Raw genomic sequence first — 16,965 nt, 5'->3', positions numbered from 1 at the left:
GCCTTCATCTCCATCATTGCGCACCGGCCCGCGACGCACGATGTTGTTGCCATGAAAGCGGCGGTTACGGCGGTCCTCGGACCCACGAACACGGGCAAGACCCATCTCGCCGTCGAGCGGATGTGCGCGCACTCCAGCGGCATCATGGGCTTTCCGCTGCGCCTGCTGGCGCGCGAGGTGTACGACCGCGTCGTCAAGCTGAAGGGCGCCGATCATGTCGCGCTGGTGACGGGCGAGGAAAAGATCGTGCCGCCGAACGCGCGCTGGCATTTGTGTACGGTCGAATCGATGCCGGAGACCGACGTCGCCTTTGTCGGGCTGGACGAGGCGCAGCTGGGGACCGACCCGGAGCGCGGGCACGTCTTCACCGACCGGCTGCTGCGGCGGCGCGGGCGCGAGGAGACAATGATCCTGGGCTCCGAAGCGCTCAGGCCGATGATCCGCGCGTTGGTGCCCGATGCCGAGATCATCGGGCGGCCGCGCTTTTCGAAGCTGACCTATGCGGGCGCCAAGAAGATCAGCCGCTTGCCCAAGCGCTCCGCGATCGTCGCGTTCAGCGCGGAGGAGGTCTATGCCGTCGCCGAGATGCTGCGGCGTCTGCGCGGCGGCGCGGCGGTGGTGATGGGCGCGCTGTCCCCCCGCACCCGCAACGCGCAGGTCGCGATGTTCCAGGCGGGCGAGGTCGATTATCTCGTTGCGACCGATGCGATCGGCATGGGCCTCAACATGGACGTCGCGCACGTCGCCTTTGCCGGGCTGCACAAGTTCGATGGACGCCGCACCCGGCGGCTGACCGTCGCCGAGATGGCGCAGATCGCGGGCCGCGCCGGGCGGCACCAGCGCGACGGCACGTTCGGTGGCGTGACCGAAGAGGGGCCGGGCGCGTTCCTGCCAGAAGAGGTGTTCGCGATCGAGGAGCATCGCTTCCCCCCGATCGGCAACCTCTATTGGCGCAACGGCGAGCCGGACTTCGCCAGCATCGACGCGCTGATCGCCAGCCTGGAGCGGCGGCCCGAACCGGGCGTGCTGCTCGCCGCGCCGCAGGCGACCGATCTTGCCGTGCTGAAGCGGCTGGCGGACGAGACATGGGTCCGCGACCGGGTGCGATCGCCGGCGATGGTGAAGCGGTTGTGGGCGGCGTGCGGCCTGCCCGATTTTCGCAAGCTGGGGCTCGATCCGCATGCGCGCTTCGTGTCGCGCGTCTTCACCTATCTGTCCGAAGGGCGCGGTGTCGTCCCCAATCAATGGTTCGCCGACGAGGTGGCACGGCTCGATACGATTTCGGGCGATGTCGAGACGATCGCGGGGCGGATCGCGGCGATCCGCAGCTGGGCCTATATCGCGCAGCGCCCAGACTGGCTCGCCGATCCCGCCGCGGGCGCCGATCGCGCCAAGGCGATCGAGGAACGGCTGTCCGACGGGCTGCACGCCAGCCTGACGCAGCGCTTCGTCGACAAGCGCACGACCGCGCTGATCCGTCAGATCGGTGCCGATGCGTCGCTACTGCCCGTGACGATCGGGCCGGAAGGCGAGGTGCTGGTCGAGGATCATCCGATCGGGCGGCTCGATGGCTTCCGTTTCACCGTCGATCCGGCCGCGCGGGCCGCGGATCGCCGGCTGTTGCTCGCCGCGGCAGAAAAACGGCTGGTGACCGAACGCGGTCGGCGGGGCGAGGCGCTGGCGGCGGCAGAAGATGCGGCGCTGACCCTCGTCGACGGCATGATCGTCTGGAACGGGCATGGCGTCGCCAAGCTGATGCCGGGGCGCTCGCTGGCGCGGCCGCAGCTGGTGCTGGAGCGCGATCTCGATTGCCTCGTCAAGCCGCAGCGTGAGGCGGTCCAGGCGCGGCTGGTGCGCTGGTTCGACGCGATGCTCCGCCGCCACGTGCCGGCGCTGATCGCGCTGGCCGATATGGCGCGCGATCCGCAGGCGACGCCAGCCTTGCGCGTCGTGGCCGGAGAGCTGGAGGCGGCCGGCGGGCTCGCCCCCCGGATTGCCTTGCGCGAGGCGGTGGACGGCCTGTCGCCCGACGAACGCAAGCGGTTGCGCAAGGCGGGGGTGACGATCGGCGCGCTCGACCTGTTCGATGCGCGATTGCTCAAGCCCGGCGCGGCGCGCTGGCGGGCGGCGCTGCTCGGCGTGCGGGGGCCGGCGCCGGTGCTGCCACGCGAAGGCGCGAGCGTGCTGGCACGTGGCAGCCCGGGGGCGCAGGTCGTCAGTGGCTTTCGGCCGCTGGGCGCACAGGCGGTGCGGCTCGATCTCGTCGAGCGGATCGCGCGTGCGGCGCATGACGCGCGACAGGGCAGGAAGCCCTTCGCGCCCGATCCGGCGCTCGGCATTTCGATGGGCGTCGAGCCGGCGACGTTCGAACGGCTGATGGCAGAGCTGGGCTTTCGCAGCGTGCGCGGCAGCGAGGCACCGACGTGGATTTGGCAGGGGCGCCGCACGGTCCGGCGTGAGGCGCGGCCCGCACCGCCTGCGACCGGTGCCTTTGCGGCACTCGCGGGATGGAGCGGGCATGGCTGACGCGACGATGCGGCTCGACCGCTTCCTGTGGTTCGTGCGGCTCGCCAAGACGCGCGAGGCGGCGCAGGCGATCGCGTGCGAGGGGCGTTTGCGCATCGACGGCCGGCCGGTGGGGCGCAGCGCGGCGCCGGTGCGCGTCGGCAATATCCTGACCTTCGCACATCAGGGGCGCGTCCGCGTGCTGCGCATCGAGGCACTGCCGCTGCGCCGTGGACCGGCACCCGAAGCGCAAGGTTGCTACCAGGAACTGGTTGCGAACGTATCGCAGACATCCGCGATCGATTGACGTGAGCCGGAACGCGGCATAGCAGCCTCGCGTTCGTACCCCGTTCTTCGTCCCCTGGTTCACAGGGCGGAGATCGATCGCCCAAGGCCGCAAGGAAGCCCCATGACCTACGTCGTCACCGATGCCTGCATCCGCTGCAAGTATATGGACTGCGTCGAGGTGTGTCCGGTGGACTGCTTCTACGAAGGCGAGAACATGCTCGTCATCAACCCCAGCGAGTGCATCGACTGCGGCGTGTGCGAACCCGAATGCCCGGCCGAGGCGATCCTGCCCGATACCGAGAGCGGCCTGGAACAGTGGCTGGAGCTCAACACGACCTTCTCCGCGCAATGGCCCAACGTCACGCGCAAGCTGGACCAGACGCCGCCCGACGCGGACGCGATGAAGGGTGTCGAGGGCAAGTACGACAAATTCTTCTCGCCCGAGCCGGGTGCCGGCGACTGAGGTTGCGTGATTCCAGTGGGTTGAGCGAAGCTAAGCGACTCAACCGCGCTGGTAATTTTGTTGCGAGTGTGTTAAATGGGTCCACGACGGGCAGGATGAGTCATGCCCGATCAGGAGACACTCGTACCAACCATCCTCGTCGGTCCTGCCCAGCGGTTTTCCGCCACGGACCGTTCACGCGAGCGATGTGACCTTAGAAAGGCCCGTTCATGGCTGCCAAGGCATTGTCCTTCGATGTCGGTGATTACGTTGTTTATCCCAAGCACGGCGTCGGCCGTGTGATCGAACTGCAGAAGCAGGAGATCGCCGGAACCAGCCTGGAGCTGTACGTGCTCCGCTTCGAAAAAGAGCGCATGACGCTCCGCGTCCCCACCAACAAGGCCGAGTCGGTCGGCATGCGCAAGCTGTCGTCGGACAAGACGATGCGCGAAGCGATGGAAACGCTGAAGGGCAAGCCCAAGGTCAAGCGCACCATGTGGTCGCGCCGCGCGCAGGAATATGAAGCGAAGATCAATTCGGGCGACCTCGCGTCGATCGCCGAAGTGGTCCGCGACCTGTTCCGTGCCGACGACCAGCCCGAGCAGAGCTATTCGGAACGGCAGATCTTCGAAGCGGCGTGCAGCCGCCTCGCGCGCGAACTCGCCGCGATGGAAGAGGTGGACGAGCTGAAGGCGCAGGAAAAGATCCTCGACATCCTGCGCGCCGCCGCGGCGATCTACAACAAGGACAAGGTGCCGGCGTAAGCCGTTCGCCTCGTGCCATCGAAGAGGGCGGCCCCGCAACGGGCCGCCCTTTTTCGTTTGGCCGGTCGCGCCTTCTCCAAACGATCTGGTGTTTACATCTGTAGGCGATACGCTAGCATCCGGCCACACCTCGATAGGATGCCCGCCATGAACTATCTCGCGCTTGCCCTGATCCCGCTCGTCGCCACCGCTGCGATCGCCGCGGAACGTGACCATGGCCCCGGTATCGCCGGGCAGCGGCAGGGTGAGGCGATGGTCTATCCGGTGCGCGATTTCGATGCGATCCGGCTGGGCGGGTCGGAACGTGTCGTCGTCCATATCGGCAATGGCTATAGCGTGCGGGCGGAGGGGCCGGCGGCGGCGTTCGTCAATTTCCGCATCGCGCGCGATGGATCGGCGCTGGTCGTCGGACGGCGGTATGACGAGCGCGAGAGCAGCGCGATGGAGCGGCAGATCGTCGTCCACGTCACCATGCCCGCACTCCGCGCCGCCAGTGTCGGCGGATCGGGCAGCCTGAATGCCGATCGCGCGGGCGGTGACCGGTTTTCGGCCGGCGTCGGCGGATCGGGATCGCTGCGCATCGACGCGCTCGATGCGCGGACCGCCGAATTCAACGTCGGCGGATCGGGGATGATCTCGGCCGCAGGAACGGTGGGCACGCTGGAGGCCAATGTCGGCGGGTCGGGCGGGATCGCCGCTGCCGGTCTGCGCGCCTCCAACGCACAGGTATCCGTCGGCGGGTCGGGCACGGTCCGTGCCACCGTCAGCGGTCCCGCGCAGGTGTCGATGGCGGGCAGCGGCATGGTCGATCTGGGGCCGCAGGCGCGCTGCACGGTCAGCAAGGTCGGCGGCGGGCGGGTGCGCTGCGGCAACTGACCGCAGACGACTTGCGATGCCCCTCTATGTGTATTAATGCAGCAATACACATAGAGGGGACAGGCCATGCACCGGATTGCAATCGCGTTGATGGGAGCGGCATCGCTGACCGCCTGCTCGGTCGGCAGCGACGAGGGCAACGCCGTGTCCGCGAGCGGCAGCGGCCCGACGCGTACCTATGCGGTGGAGGGGTTCGACCGGATCGCGGTGGCGGGTGCAGACGATGTCGACGTGCGCGCCGGCACCGCCTTTTCCGTGCGCGCCGAGGGGCCGGCGGACGAACTCGACACGTTGCGCATCGCGCGTGATGGCCGCGACCTCGTGATCGGGCGCCAGAAGCGTGTGTTCGGCTTCGGCGGCGGCAAGGGCGTAAAGGTCTTCGTGACGCTGCCGCGCCTGTCCGAAGCCAATATCGTTGGATCCGGCACGATGACGGTCGACCGGATCGAGGGCACGACGTTCGAGGCGAATATCGCCGGATCGGGCGATCTCAACATCGCCGCCCTGACCACCGATGCCGCCGAGGTGAATATTGCCGGTGCGGGTACGTTGCGCGCCGGGGGAGCGATCAAGCGACTGGAGGCCAACGTCATGGGATCGGGCAGCCTCGATGCGGCGGGTCTGCGCGTCGGCGAGGCGGACGTGACCGTCGCCGGATCGGGCAACGTCCGCGCCGCGGTCAGCGGCCGGGCGAAGGTGGAGCTGATGGGATCGGGCAACGTCGATCTGGGCGCGGCGGCGCAGTGCGATGTGTCGAAGAAGGGATCGGGTTCGGTCCGCTGCGGCCGATAACGCAGGCCCTTGCCGCCGCGTGACGGCGGTGCGAGGCTGCGACCATGATCCGTCCCGTTTCCGCCCTGCTGGTTCTGTCGTCCCTCGCGCTGCCATCGGCGGCGAGCGCGGGGGAGCGGCGCGTGTCGATCGGCAGCTTCGATCGGTTGCGGGTGTTTGGCGCCTTCGACGTGACCGTCACGACGGGATCGCCTGATGCGACGGTGGTGGGCGATGATGGCGCGATCGGCGACGTCGACATCCGCGTCGAGGGATCGACGCTGACGATCCGGACCGCGCGCGCTGGCACCTGGACCGAGCAGGATCGGGCGCGTCCCACCACGCCGCTGCGCATCCTGTTGTCGACGCCGCGGTTAAGCGCGATCAGCGTGACGGGGGCGAGCAAAGTCTCGGCCGCCCAGCTGAAGGGCGCCAGCATCGATCTTGCCGCAATGGGCGCGGCAACGATCGGCGCGGCGTCGGTCGATGGCGATAGCCTCGCCGCGCAGCAGGTGGGTGATGGGCAGATCACGCTCGCCGGCCGCGTCGGCGCCGCGCGGCTGTTCGACGGCGGATCGGGGACGATTGATGCACGCGCCCTCGATGCGGGCGACGTGGTCGTTCGTCTCGACGGACCCGGGACCGTGCGGGCGCAGGCGCGCTATACCGCGCAGGTGACGAGCACCGGCCTTGGCACGGTCGAGGTCGCCGGCCGGCCGAAGTGCCGCGTCGTCGCGCCGGCCGGCGCCCCGGTCACCTGCGGCTGAACGTCAGACGAAGCCCAGGTTCCAGCTCGACGCATTGTAATTGCCCATATTGGGCAGCACCGTCGTCATGTTCCCGCCGCTGACCCCGAACCAGTTCGCCAGCGTGGCGGCATATTGGTCGACCGAGATCGTCGGCAGCAGACGGCCCTGTCCCACGTCATCGGCGGTGTTGTTGCCGATCGCCGGCGGAGTACCATAGAAGCGCCGGCCCTTCACCGCACCGCCCAGCACGAAATGATGGCTGCCCCAGCCATGGTCCGACCCGTCGTCGTTCGACTGCAACGTCCGTCCGAAATCGGATGCGGTGAAGCTCGTCACCTGATCCGCGACGCCCAGTGCGACGGTGGTGTCGTAGAAGGCGCGCATCGCGTCGGCGACCTTGCCCATCAGCCCGGGATGCTGCGCGACCAGATTGTCGTGCAAATCGAACCCGCCGATCGACACGAAGAACACCTGCCGCTTCGCCCCCAGCTGCGACGAGACGGCGATCAGGCGCGCGACCATCTTCAGCTGGTCGGCAAGGCCATTGTTGCCGGGGAATAGCGAGAAGCCGCTGGCCGGCGCTCCGGCGAGCGCGCTGGTGACCTGCGAATAGGTGTCGAGCGCGCGCTTCGAGACGCGGGCATGTTCGTCGGCAAACAGATTGCCGGTGCTGCCGGTCATCAGACTGCGCAGCGTCGCCGCCGCGGCCGTCGACCCGTAGAGCGACGTCGCATTGTTGAGCAGCGCGATCGGGCCGCCGGTGCCGATGGCATATTGCACCGCCGACTTGCCGGTCAGGTACACCGCATTGCCGCTGGCATTGATGCAGGTCAGCGTCGCTGCGCCATTGCCCGACTGGAACAGGTCGCCCATCCGTCCGCCCCAGCCGCTGGTCGCGCCTTCGGGGTTGGACGCCTGGAAATAGCTTTGCTGGTCGTTGTGGCTGAACAGCTTGGGCGGCAACTTGACGCTGTTCGCCTGATATTGCGCCTTCGTCGTCGGCTGCACCAGCGTGCCGACGTTGAGCGTCACCGCGAGCTTGCCTGCATCGAACAGCGGCAGCAGCGATCCCATCGTCGGCGCCAGCGCATATTGCCGGCCGTTGGGCAGGCCGGTCGCCGGATTGAGCAACGTACCGGCAAGTGATTCGCGGGTCAGCGCGATGTTCGATCGCGCCGCCAGATATTTGGCATAGCTGTCCGAATCATAGGCGGCGAGCGTGTTGGCATAGTCCATGCCGCCGTACAGGAAGACGCAGACCAGCGCCTTATAGTCCGTCGCGGTCGCCGCCGCGGCTTCGCCGATCGCGGCGAGGCTGGTGACGAAGGGTGTGGCGACGCCGGCAAGCCCCAAAGCGGCGGAGCGCTTCAGGAAGGCGCGGCGGGAGGAATCGCGGGTCGTGTCCATGATGCTCACCGCTGCGTCAGGAAGTCGGGGGAGGCGAGCGTCAGCAGCAGGGCGATGCCGACGCGGTTGGTCGCGGCGTTGGTCGCGGTCGTCGCGACGCTGTCCACCGCCGCCCGGATCGCGGTGATGGTGGCGCTGCTCAGCTGGCCGGCGGCCAGCACAAGGTTGATCTCGTCGACCAATGCCGCGCTGTCGGACGCCTTGGCGGTCAGATCGCTGTAATCGGGCTTCATGTCGCCGGTGCCGTTGGCGACCAGGCCCTGCATGTAGTTGACGTAGGCGACGACGCTCTGTTCGTTGGTGATCTGGAATTCGGGCGCGACGAGGCCGGCGTTGCTGATCCCGGTGGCAGGTGGCGCATAGCCGGGACGGAAGAAATTGAAGACCGATCCGCTGCGTCCCATCGATTGGGCGAGCCGCGTGGATTGGCTGGACGTGTCGCCGAACGCCCAGGCGTTCGATGCGGAGTTGATCTTGGCGAGCCGTGCCCAGGCGGTGAGCCGCATCACCGGCTCGCGCAATTTGCCGGCGGTGGGGCCGGTCAACGCGTCGTCGCTGCGCGCCTCGGTATCGAGCAGAATGGCCTTGATCACAGCCTTCAGGTCGCCGCGCGTGCCCGAGCCGTTGTTGGCGAAAACCGATGCGACGCGGCCGACATAGGCGGGGCTGGGGTTGCTGGTGACGAGGCGCTGGATCAGCTGCTTCGATACGAACGGCGGCAGGTTGGGATGCGCGAAGATCGTGTCGAGCGCCTTGTCCACCGCAGCCATGCCGCCGCCGCTGACGGTGGCGCCGAGGAAGGTGGCGCTGCCCGTTTCGTTGATCGACGCATTCATCACCAGCGGCTGGCGATAGCGATCGGGCGTCGTGTTGACGTTGCTCGCCAGGCTGAGGCCGGTAAACACGCGCGCCAGTCCGCTGACGTCGGCCGGGCCATAGGTTTCCAGCGGGGTGCCGCCGTTCGTCTTCACGCTGCCGTCCATGTTGAGCTGGTAGAGGCCCAGCGTGAACAGCTGCATCAGCTCGCGCGCGTAATTCTCGTCGGGCTGCGCGCCAGTGGTTGCATTCGCCTTGCGGTTGCCCAGGAAGGTGAGGAACGATCCCATTGCCGCATTGGTGGTGATCGCGCCCATCAGCGTGCGGTAATTGCCGAACGCATTGTCCAGCAGCACGTCGACATACGCCGCGGTGGCGAACTGTTTCCAGTTGAGGTTTACGCCGCCGATGCCGACGACGAGCATGTCGAGCAGCGCCATGCCGATCCGCTGGCGCAGCTGATCGGGCTCGACGATCATCTGCCGCCACATCGTCGCGTCGAAGCCGGTTTCGATGTTGATGTTGGCGGCGACGTTATAGCCGTTGGCATTCAGCCAGTCCCAATGCGACGTCGCGCGCGGCGAGGCGAACTGGTCGTCGATCCAGCCTTCGTAGCGGCGGCTGATGACCGTATCGATCATCGCGCGCGTCGCCCCCATCGTGGTCTGCGCGAGGAAGCGGCTTGCTTGCGTCGCGCTGATCGCGGCGGGCGTGACGACGACGGGCGTCGATGCGGTCGGCGTCGGTGTCGATCCGCCACCTCCGCCACCGCAGGCCGCAAGCAGCACCGCGGGCGCGATCGCGCTGCCGATCTTCAGCGCGGCGGAAGCGCCCGTCGCTTCGCCCAGGGCGATCGGCAGCGTCGGCGCATCGCCCGCTCCGGTGTCGCCCACGTCTTCCGGCGGCGCCCCCGCGCCCGCCCGTTCCGCGTCCAGCATATGATTGTCGGTCCCCACCCCCGCGACGGCGGCACCCACCTGCCGACGTATCGAAGACGCTGACATCATACGTGTCAAAGTGTTAACGGATAAGCAGGGTGTGGCCTCAAGTCGGCGCATACAGGGCCGGATTGGTCGTACGCGTAACAAACCGAAGGAATGGCTGGTACGGCTCGCCCCACCCACGTCGTCTCCCTGGACGTGTTCCGGGGTCCACTGCGCCGCGGGGGGATGCTTTCCCATCCTGTCCCCCGCACGCCAAATCCAATGAGACCGGTCGGCAAAAGAAAAGCCCCGGAGGAGCGCTCCGGGGCTTCGTCTTTCATCGCTGGCCCGTCACGGGAGTAAATCCCGTAGCCTGTCCCCGCGGAGGCGGGGATCGATCGCGGCGGTGTCGCGTCGGCCGGGCGGGGCCGTGCGGTCGGCTGATCGCACCGGCGGACAGCCATCGGCTATCCGCCTCAACCCCTTAGTCGATCTTCGGCAGCGTCTCGAACTGGTGGTACGGCGGCGGCGAGGACAGCGTCCATTCCAGCGTCGTCGCACCTTCGCCCCAGGGATTGTCCGGCGCCTTAGGACCCGCGATCAGCGAATAGATCACGTTGACGAAGAAGATCGCCATGCCGGCGGCCATGATCTCATAGCCGTGCGTCGCCAGCGCATTGTAGGTCGCATAGGCATCCGGATAGTCCGGATAGCGACGCGGCATGCCCTGCAGGCCCAGGAAGTGCATCGGGAAGAACAGCACGTTCACACCGACGAAGAACACCCAGAAGTGCGCCTGGCCGAGGAACTCGTTGTACATCTTCCCGAACATCTTCGGGAACCAGTAGTAGAAGCCGGCGAACAGGCCGAACACGGCGCCCAGGCTGAGCACGTAGTGGAAGTGCGCCACCACGTAATAGGTGTCCTGCATGTAATCGTCGATGCCGCCGTTGGCGAGCACGACGCCGGTGACGCCGCCGACGGTGAACATGAAGATGAAGCCGATCGCCCAGACCATCGGCGTCTTGAAGGTCAGCGAGCCGCCCCACATCGTCGCGATCCAGCTGAAGATCTTGATGCCGGTCGGTACCGCGATCACCATCGTCGCGGCGGTGAAGTACATCTTCACGTTCACGCTGAGGCCGGTGACGAACATGTGGTGCGCCCACACGACGAAGCCGACGACGCCGATCGCGACCATGGCGTAGGCCATGCCGAGATAGCCGAAGACGGGCTTGCGGCTGAACGTCGCGATGATCTGGCTCACGATGCCGAAGCCCGGCAGGATCATGATGTACACTTCGGGGTGGCCAAAGAACCAGAACAGATGCTGGTACAGGATCGGGTCACCACCGCCGGCCGGATCGAAGAAGGTCGTGCCGAAGTTGCGATCGGTCAGCAGCATCGTGATCGCCGCGGCGAGCACCGGCAGCGAGAGCAGCAGCAGGAAGGCGGTGACCAGCACCGACCATACGAACAGCGGCATTTTGTGCAGCGTCATGCCGGGTGCGCGCATGTTGAAGATGGTGGTGATGAAGTTGATTGCGCCCAAAATCGAGCTTGCGCCGGCGAGGTGGAGCGACAGGATCGCCATGTCCACCGACGGTCCGGGCTCGCCATAGGTCGACAGCGGGGCATAGACCGTCCAGCCGGTGCCGGCGCCGCCGAAGAAGGGCGAGGCAAGCAACAGCGTGAATGCCGGGATGAGCAGCCAGAAGCTGACGTTGTTCATCCGCGGGAAGGCCATGTCGGGCGCACCGATCATGATCGGCACGAACCAGTTGCCGAAGCCGCCGATCATCGCCGGCATGACCATGAAGAACACCATGATCAGGCCGTGCGCGGTGATCAGGACGTTCCAGAGATGGAGCGCGTGGTCGAGGCCGCCGTCGCCGCCGGGCAGGAAGTTCGCCCAGCCGACCAGATACTGGATGCCCGGCTGCGCGAGCTCGGCGCGCATCAGGCCGGAAATCGCGCCGCCGATGATCCCCGCGACGATCGCGAAGATCAGGTACAGCGTGCCGATGTCCTTGTGGTTGGTCGACATGAACCAGCGGGCGAAGAAGCCCGGCTTGTGGTCCGCGTCGTGGTGCGCGTGATCGTCGTGCGCGACGAAGGCGTCGGGGTGAAGGGCGGTATCGGTCATCTTACTGTCCCGCGTTGCCGGTGGCCGGGTTGCCGGTCGCACCCTGCGAGGTGGTGGGGGCGGCGGTCGTCGCGTTGGTGACCGGGCCGGTGACGGCGTCGGCGGCCTTGGCTTCCGCCTGCTTGGTCGCCGAACCCTCGGCGCCCGGCTGCGGGATCACCTTGTCCGACGGCGCCTTGGTGCCGGGCATCGTGCCGCCCTTGGCCTTCACCCACGCGGCGAACTGCGCGGGCGACACCGCCTCGACGGCGATCGGCATGAAGGCGTGGCGCGCGCCGCACAATTCGGAGCACTGGCCGAAGTACAGGCCGGGTTCCTTGATCGTGAAGCTCGTCTCGTTGAGGCGGCCGGGCACCGCGTCCAGCTTGATCCAGAAGGCGGGGACCGCCCAGCTGTGGATCACGTCCTGCGAGGTGGTGATCAGGCGGATCGGCACGCCCACGGGGAGCACGATGCGATTGTCGACCGCGAGCAGGCGGGGACCGTCGGCATCGGTGCGGAACCGCTCGCCCTTGGCGACCTGGTCCTTTTCCTTCAGCATGTTGGCGGTGACTTCGAACCCGCCGTTATCCGGGTATTGATACGACCAATACCATTGGTTGCCGATCGCCTTCAGCGTCACCGCGCCCGCCGGAGCCGGCTTGAACTGCGCCTGCAGCAGACCGATCGACGGCACGGCGATCAGCACCAGGATGATAACCGGCGCCAGCGTCCAGATCACCTCGATCGCGGTGTTGTGGCTGGTCTTCGACGGGATCGGATTGGCGGCGCGGCGATAGCGGATCACGACCCAGATCAGCAGCACCAGCACCAGCAGGCTGATCAAGATGATCAGCGGCAGCAGGATCGAATCGTGGAACCAGTGGGCGAACTGCCCATTGGTCGTCACCTGCGGCTGCAAGCCGATGCGGCCGGCGACCGGGTGGCCGACGCCGGGCTTGGCGGTCATCACCGGTGCGCCGTCCATCGCGAGCGCGGGCGATTCCGGCACCGCTGGCGCGGTCGCGTTGGCGGTGGTGGGGGCGATATTGGACACGCCCGCGGGGGCGGCGGCCCCTTGCGGAGCGGGCGACGCGGGGGCCTGCGCCACGGCGCTCGCCCCCAGGCCGGTCAGCGCCAGCCCTGCGGCCAGCACGATTCCCTTGAACCTCATGCGCATGCGTGTCGTCACCCCGTTCAGTTCCCTCGCCCGCCCGGCAACGGGCCGTTATGGGCACACGAATGCACCCCTTTTGCCGGGGCTATACGCGGCAGGGCGCCCCGCCTCAAGCGTTACCCCCATGTTTATGGTGGCCGGGCGCTTGAGGGGCCGGGACGGAGTACCTATGAGCGCCGACGATACGGTTTCCTGTGCGGGACGAATGACGATGACCGACGACGACGTGCTGGCCGAATTCCGCGCCGCGGACGCGCTGCTCGAAGGGCATTTCATCCTGTCGTCGGGCCTGCGCAGCTCGCGCTACCTGCAATGCGCGCGCGTGCTGATGGACCCGCGCCGCGGCGCCCGCCTGTCCGACGCGCTGGTGCAGCGCATGCCCGCCGAACTGAAGGCGCGGATCAGCGCGGTCGTCAGCCCCGCGATGGGCGGCGTGATCGCCGGCCATGAGATGGCACGCGCGCTGGGTGTCGAGGCGATGTTCGTCGAACGTCCCACCGGTACGTTCGAACTGCGTCGCGGCTTCCGCCTGGAGCCGGGCCAGGAGGTGCTGATGATGGAGGACGTCGTCACCACGGGCCTGTCGAGCCGCGAGGCAATCGCCGCGATCGAGGCGGCGGGCGGGCGCGTGATCGCCATGGCCTCGCTGGTCGACCGGTCGGGTGGCAAGGCGGCGTTCGACGTACCCTTCTTCCCGCTGATCCGGCTCGACGTGCCGACTTATCAGCCCGACGCCTTGCCGCCCGAACTGGAAGCGATCCCCGCGATCAAGCCGGGGAGCCGCGCGGCATGACCAGCGACCTGCGGCTTGGGGTGAATATCGATCACGTCGCGACGGTGCGCAATGCGCGCGGGTCGGGGTATCCCGATCCGGTGCGGGCGGCGCTGCTGGCGGTCGAGGCGGGGGCGGACGGCATTACCGCGCATCTGCGTGAGGATCGCCGCCACATCACCGACGACGATATCGCGCGGCTGGCGACCGGCCTGACCGTGCCGCTCAACCTGGAGATGGCGGCCACCGACGAGATGCTCGCGATCGCGCTGAAGCATCGCCCGCACGCGGCGTGCATCGTGCCCGAGAAGCGCGAGGAGCGGACGACCGAGGGCGGGATCGACGCCGCCGGGCAGTTCGAGCGCCTGTCGCCCATCGTCGCGCAATTGAGCGAGGCGGGGGTGCGAGTCTCTCTGTTCATCGAGCCCGACGCGGCACAGATCGATGCGGCGATCCGCCTCGGCGCGCCGGTCGTCGAGCTGCACACCGGCCGCTACGCCGAACTGGACGGCGAAGCGCGCACCGCCGAACTGCGCCGCCTGTCCGACGCCGCGGCGCTGGCGGCGAAGAACGGGATCGAGGTGCACGCGGGTCATGGCCTGACCTTCGACAATGTCGGGCCCATTGCGGCGATCCCGCAGGTGCGCGAGCTCAACATCGGCCATTTTCTGATCGGCGAGGCGCTGTTCGTCGGCCTCGACGGCGCCGTGCGGCGGATGCGCGAGGACATGGATGCCGCGCGTGGGTGAGGGTCGCAACTCCTCCCTCGCTTTAGCGGGGGAGGGGGACCATGCGCAGCATGGTGGAGGGGGGCCGCCGTGGAACGGCGGCTGCGCCGCCGCCCCCTCCACCACTCGCCTGCGGCGAGCGGTCCCCCTCCCCCGCTGCGCGGGGGCGGACTGGTGATCGTCGGCCTGGGCTCCGACCTGTGTAATATCGAGCGCATCCAGCAGTCGCTCGACCGGTTCGGGGATCGCTTCGAAACCCGCGTCTTCACCGATGCCGAGCGCGCGCGGGCCGCGAAGCGGCCGTTCACCAAGGCCGGCACGCTCGCCAAGCGCTTCGCCGCGAAAGAAGCGTTTTCGAAGGCGGTCGGCACGGGCTTCAAGGCGGGCGTGTTCATGAAGGACATCGGCGTCGTCAACGCCCCCTCCGGTGCGCCGACGCTCAGCCTCACCGGCGGTGCGAAGGACAGGCTTGACGCCATGATCCCCGAGGGCCACCTCGCGCAGATACATCTGACCCTGACCGACGATCATCCCTGGGCGCAGGCCTTTGTGATCATCGAGGCGATCCCGGACCCCAGAGCATGAAGGAAGCGGTGTTGGACGGTAACGAGTCCGCTCAGAACGGGACGGTAGTGCCGCCGCCTGCCGAGGCGTCGCCCAAGAAGACGACCGACTGGTGGGGCGAGGTAAAGGGCATCTTCTGGCTCGTCCTGATCGTGCTCGGCTTCCACAGCTTCGTCGCCAAGCCGTTTTACATCCCGAGCGAGTCGATGCTGCCGGGGCTGCGGGTCGGCGACCGGCTGGTGGTGTCGAAATTCGCCTATGGCTGGTCGTTCGTCTCGCCGACGATTCCCAACCCGGTCGCGATCTTCAAGGGGCTGGTGCTGCGCCGGCCTGAGGAAAGCTGGAGCGTCGGCTTGCCATTCATCCACGGCCGCCTGTTCGGCAGCCTGCCGACGCGCGGCGATGTCGTCATCGTCACGCCGCCGGGTACGCAGAACGATTACATCAAGCGCGTCATCGGCCTGCCCGGCGATACGCTGGCGGTGCGTGGCGGCACGGTGATCCTGAACGGCAAGCCGATCAAACGCGGGCCGCTCCACTATGTCGACATTCCGGTCGACACCAACAGCCCGTGCAGCGAAACCGATTATTACGGTGCCAAGCGCCCGGCGCCGGGGGGCAAGGGCGAGGTATGCCACCTGCCGATCGTCACCGAGACGCTGCCGAACGGCCGCCATTACGACACCGTCGATCTGGAACCCGACAGCCCCGGCGACAATTATGGCCCGGTGACCATTCCGGCCAACCATGTCTTCCTGATGGGCGACAACCGCGATCGCTCGGCGGACAGCCGTTTCCCGCTGACCCAATTGGGTCTGGGCGGGCCGGTGCCGTATGAGAATCTCGGCGGCCGTGCGGAATTCCTGACCTTCAGCCTCGACGGCGATGCAACGCTCAACCCGCTGACCTGGTGGGGATCGCTGCGCTCGGGCCGGGCTGGCCTGTCGCTCCATCCCGCCCAGACCCACTGACGCAAGGACCATCACGATGACGGACGCGCCGCTCACGCGGGAGGCCAGCCCCAATGAGCTGCGCGATCCGTTCGTCCGGCGTGAGCTGAAGCGCGCGACCGTCTGGTTGGGCCTCGCCGGCGCGATCGCGCTGGCGGTGATCCTGGTGCAGCCGCTGCTGATCATCTTCGCCGGCCTCGTCTTTGCGGCGCTGCTCGACGGCGGCGTGCGGCTGCTCGGCAAGGTGCTTCCGATCGGGCGTGGCTGGCGACTGCTGATCGTCGTGCTGCTGACGATCGCCTTCCTGATCGGCACCTTCTACCTCACCGGCGTGCAGGTCGCCGACCAATTCGGGCAGCTGCGCTCGACGCTGGAAACGCAGGCGAATCGCGCGGCGAGCTGGCTGAGTTCGCAAGGGCTGATGCCCGGCGCGTCCGACGTCAGCGGCATCGCCAAACAGGCGTTGTCGTCGGTCGGGCGGATCACCTCGTGGGTCGGCACCGCCTTCGGTGCGCTGACGACGATGTTCATGATCATCGTCATCGGCCTGTTCGTCGCGATGGACCCGCGCACCTACCAGCGCGGGCTGGAATGGATGGTGCCGCGCGATCATCGCGCCGAGTTCGCGACCGTGCTGGAACGGATGGGCAAGACGCTGCGTCGCCTGCTCGCCGGGCGCCTGCTCGGCATGGTCGCGGAAGGCGTGCTGACCGGCACCGCACTGGCGATCGGCGGCGTGCCGATGGCGATGATCCTCGGTATCCTCACCGGCCTGCTCGCCTTCATCCCCAATATCGGGGCCTTCATCAGCGGCGCGCTGATGATCGCGGTGGGCTTTTCGGCGGGCACGCATGTCGGCTTCTGGGCGATCGGCACCTATGTGATCGTACAGGGGTTCGACGGCTATGTGCTGCTGCCGATCGTCGCGAAGAAGACCGTCGACCTGCCGCCGGCGCTGACGCTGGGCGCACAGATCATGGCGAGCGCGCTGTTCGGCATTCTGGGGCTGGCGCTGGCCGACCCGATGACCGCAATGGTCAAGACCGCGCTGGAGCGCAGCGCCGAACGCGAATCGGAGCGGGACGACGGCGCCGAGGGCTGACGCTGG

At 67.7% G+C, this 16,965-nt stretch carries 16 protein-coding genes; 12 read left to right on the top strand and 4 right to left on the bottom strand.

Annotated features, from left to right (window positions below; translation table 11 throughout):
• The first annotated feature begins 51 nt into the window (after nucleotides 1-51).
• From GGR47_RS15005 to GGR47_RS14975, 7 genes are all read left to right on the top strand, one after another.
• Nucleotides 52-2,526, top strand: coding sequence for a helicase-related protein (locus GGR47_RS15005; protein ID WP_147035041.1), 2,475 nt, complete (start codon nucleotides 52-54; stop codon nucleotides 2,524-2,526).
• Nucleotides 2,519-2,812, top strand: a complete 294-nt coding sequence (locus GGR47_RS15000) for an RNA-binding S4 domain-containing protein (RefSeq protein WP_147035040.1) — start codon at nucleotides 2,519-2,521, stop codon at nucleotides 2,810-2,812. Before GGR47_RS15005 ends, GGR47_RS15000 begins: the two co-directional genes overlap by 8 nt.
• A 102-nt stretch (nucleotides 2,813-2,914) precedes the next feature.
• Nucleotides 2,915-3,256, top strand: coding sequence for a ferredoxin FdxA (gene fdxA / locus GGR47_RS14995; RefSeq protein ID WP_017980629.1), 342 nt, complete (start codon nucleotides 2,915-2,917; stop codon nucleotides 3,254-3,256).
• A gap of 209 nt (nucleotides 3,257-3,465) precedes the next feature.
• On the top strand, nucleotides 3,466-3,999 hold the full coding sequence (locus tag GGR47_RS14990) for a CarD family transcriptional regulator (protein WP_017980630.1): 534 nt from the start codon (nucleotides 3,466-3,468) through the stop codon (nucleotides 3,997-3,999).
• 147 nt (nucleotides 4,000-4,146) lie between these two features.
• The gene (locus GGR47_RS14985; RefSeq protein ID WP_244304948.1) at nucleotides 4,147-4,875 is read left to right on the top strand and encodes a GIN domain-containing protein; all 729 of its coding nucleotides are present in this window, start codon (nucleotides 4,147-4,149) and stop codon (nucleotides 4,873-4,875) included.
• A gap of 66 nt (nucleotides 4,876-4,941) precedes the next feature.
• Nucleotides 4,942-5,667, top strand: coding sequence for a head GIN domain-containing protein (locus GGR47_RS14980; protein ID WP_147035038.1), 726 nt, complete (start codon nucleotides 4,942-4,944; stop codon nucleotides 5,665-5,667).
• Nucleotides 5,668-5,711: 44 nt separating this feature from the next.
• Complete coding sequence (locus GGR47_RS14975) at nucleotides 5,712-6,413, top strand: GIN domain-containing protein (RefSeq protein ID WP_147035037.1); 702 nt, start codon at nucleotides 5,712-5,714, stop codon at nucleotides 6,411-6,413.
• 3 nt (nucleotides 6,414-6,416) lie between these two features.
• Here GGR47_RS14975 and GGR47_RS14970 read toward each other — a convergent pair whose 3' ends face one another.
• The 4 genes from GGR47_RS14970 to coxB all read right to left on the bottom strand — a co-directional run bounded on the left by GGR47_RS14970 (nucleotide 6,417) and on the right by coxB (nucleotide 12,846).
• Complete coding sequence (locus GGR47_RS14970; RefSeq protein WP_147035036.1) at nucleotides 6,417-7,802, bottom strand: DUF1501 domain-containing protein; 1,386 nt, start codon at nucleotides 7,800-7,802, stop codon at nucleotides 6,417-6,419.
• A 5-nt stretch (nucleotides 7,803-7,807) separates the two neighbouring features.
• Nucleotides 7,808-9,556, bottom strand: a complete 1,749-nt coding sequence (locus tag GGR47_RS14965) for a DUF1800 domain-containing protein (RefSeq protein ID WP_246343080.1) — start codon at nucleotides 9,554-9,556, stop codon at nucleotides 7,808-7,810.
• Nucleotides 9,557-10,025: 469 nt separating this feature from the next.
• Entirely contained in the window at nucleotides 10,026-11,687 is a 1,662-nt protein-coding gene (ctaD, locus tag GGR47_RS14960) for a cytochrome c oxidase subunit I (protein WP_147037293.1), read from the bottom strand.
• Between the two features lies 1 nt (nucleotide 11,688).
• The gene (coxB, locus tag GGR47_RS14955; protein WP_147037292.1) at nucleotides 11,689-12,846 is read right to left on the bottom strand and encodes a cytochrome c oxidase subunit II; all 1,158 of its coding nucleotides are present in this window, start codon (nucleotides 12,844-12,846) and stop codon (nucleotides 11,689-11,691) included.
• 208 nt (nucleotides 12,847-13,054) lie between these two features.
• Here coxB and pyrE point away from each other — a divergent pair, with 208 nt between their 5' ends.
• The 5 genes from pyrE to GGR47_RS14930 all read left to right on the top strand — a co-directional run bounded on the left by pyrE (nucleotide 13,055) and on the right by GGR47_RS14930 (nucleotide 16,959).
• Nucleotides 13,055-13,636: an orotate phosphoribosyltransferase gene (gene pyrE, locus GGR47_RS14950; RefSeq protein WP_147037291.1), complete on the top strand. Its 582-nt coding sequence runs from the start codon at nucleotides 13,055-13,057 to the stop codon at nucleotides 13,634-13,636.
• Nucleotides 13,633-14,364 (top strand): pyridoxine 5'-phosphate synthase, encoded by a 732-nt coding sequence (locus tag GGR47_RS14945; RefSeq protein ID WP_147037290.1) that lies wholly within the window; start codon nucleotides 13,633-13,635, stop codon nucleotides 14,362-14,364. Before pyrE ends, GGR47_RS14945 begins: the two co-directional genes overlap by 4 nt.
• A 153-nt stretch (nucleotides 14,365-14,517) precedes the next feature.
• Complete coding sequence (gene acpS, locus GGR47_RS14940; protein WP_147035800.1) at nucleotides 14,518-14,928, top strand: holo-ACP synthase; 411 nt, start codon at nucleotides 14,518-14,520, stop codon at nucleotides 14,926-14,928.
• Complete coding sequence (gene lepB, locus GGR47_RS14935) at nucleotides 14,925-15,878, top strand: signal peptidase I (RefSeq protein WP_052814250.1); 954 nt, start codon at nucleotides 14,925-14,927, stop codon at nucleotides 15,876-15,878. Before acpS ends, lepB begins: the two co-directional genes overlap by 4 nt.
• A 16-nt stretch (nucleotides 15,879-15,894) precedes the next feature.
• Nucleotides 15,895-16,959, top strand: a complete 1,065-nt coding sequence (locus GGR47_RS14930) for an AI-2E family transporter (protein ID WP_147035777.1) — start codon at nucleotides 15,895-15,897, stop codon at nucleotides 16,957-16,959.
• Nucleotides 16,960-16,965 lie beyond the last annotated feature (6 nt).

This window comes from Sphingomonas aquatilis, assembly GCF_014196115.1.
In the GTDB taxonomy this organism is placed as follows: domain Bacteria; phylum Pseudomonadota; class Alphaproteobacteria; order Sphingomonadales; family Sphingomonadaceae; genus Sphingomonas; species Sphingomonas aquatilis.
The sequence above is the reverse complement of the archived record's forward strand: the minus strand, read 5'-3'. Positions and strand labels throughout refer to the sequence as shown.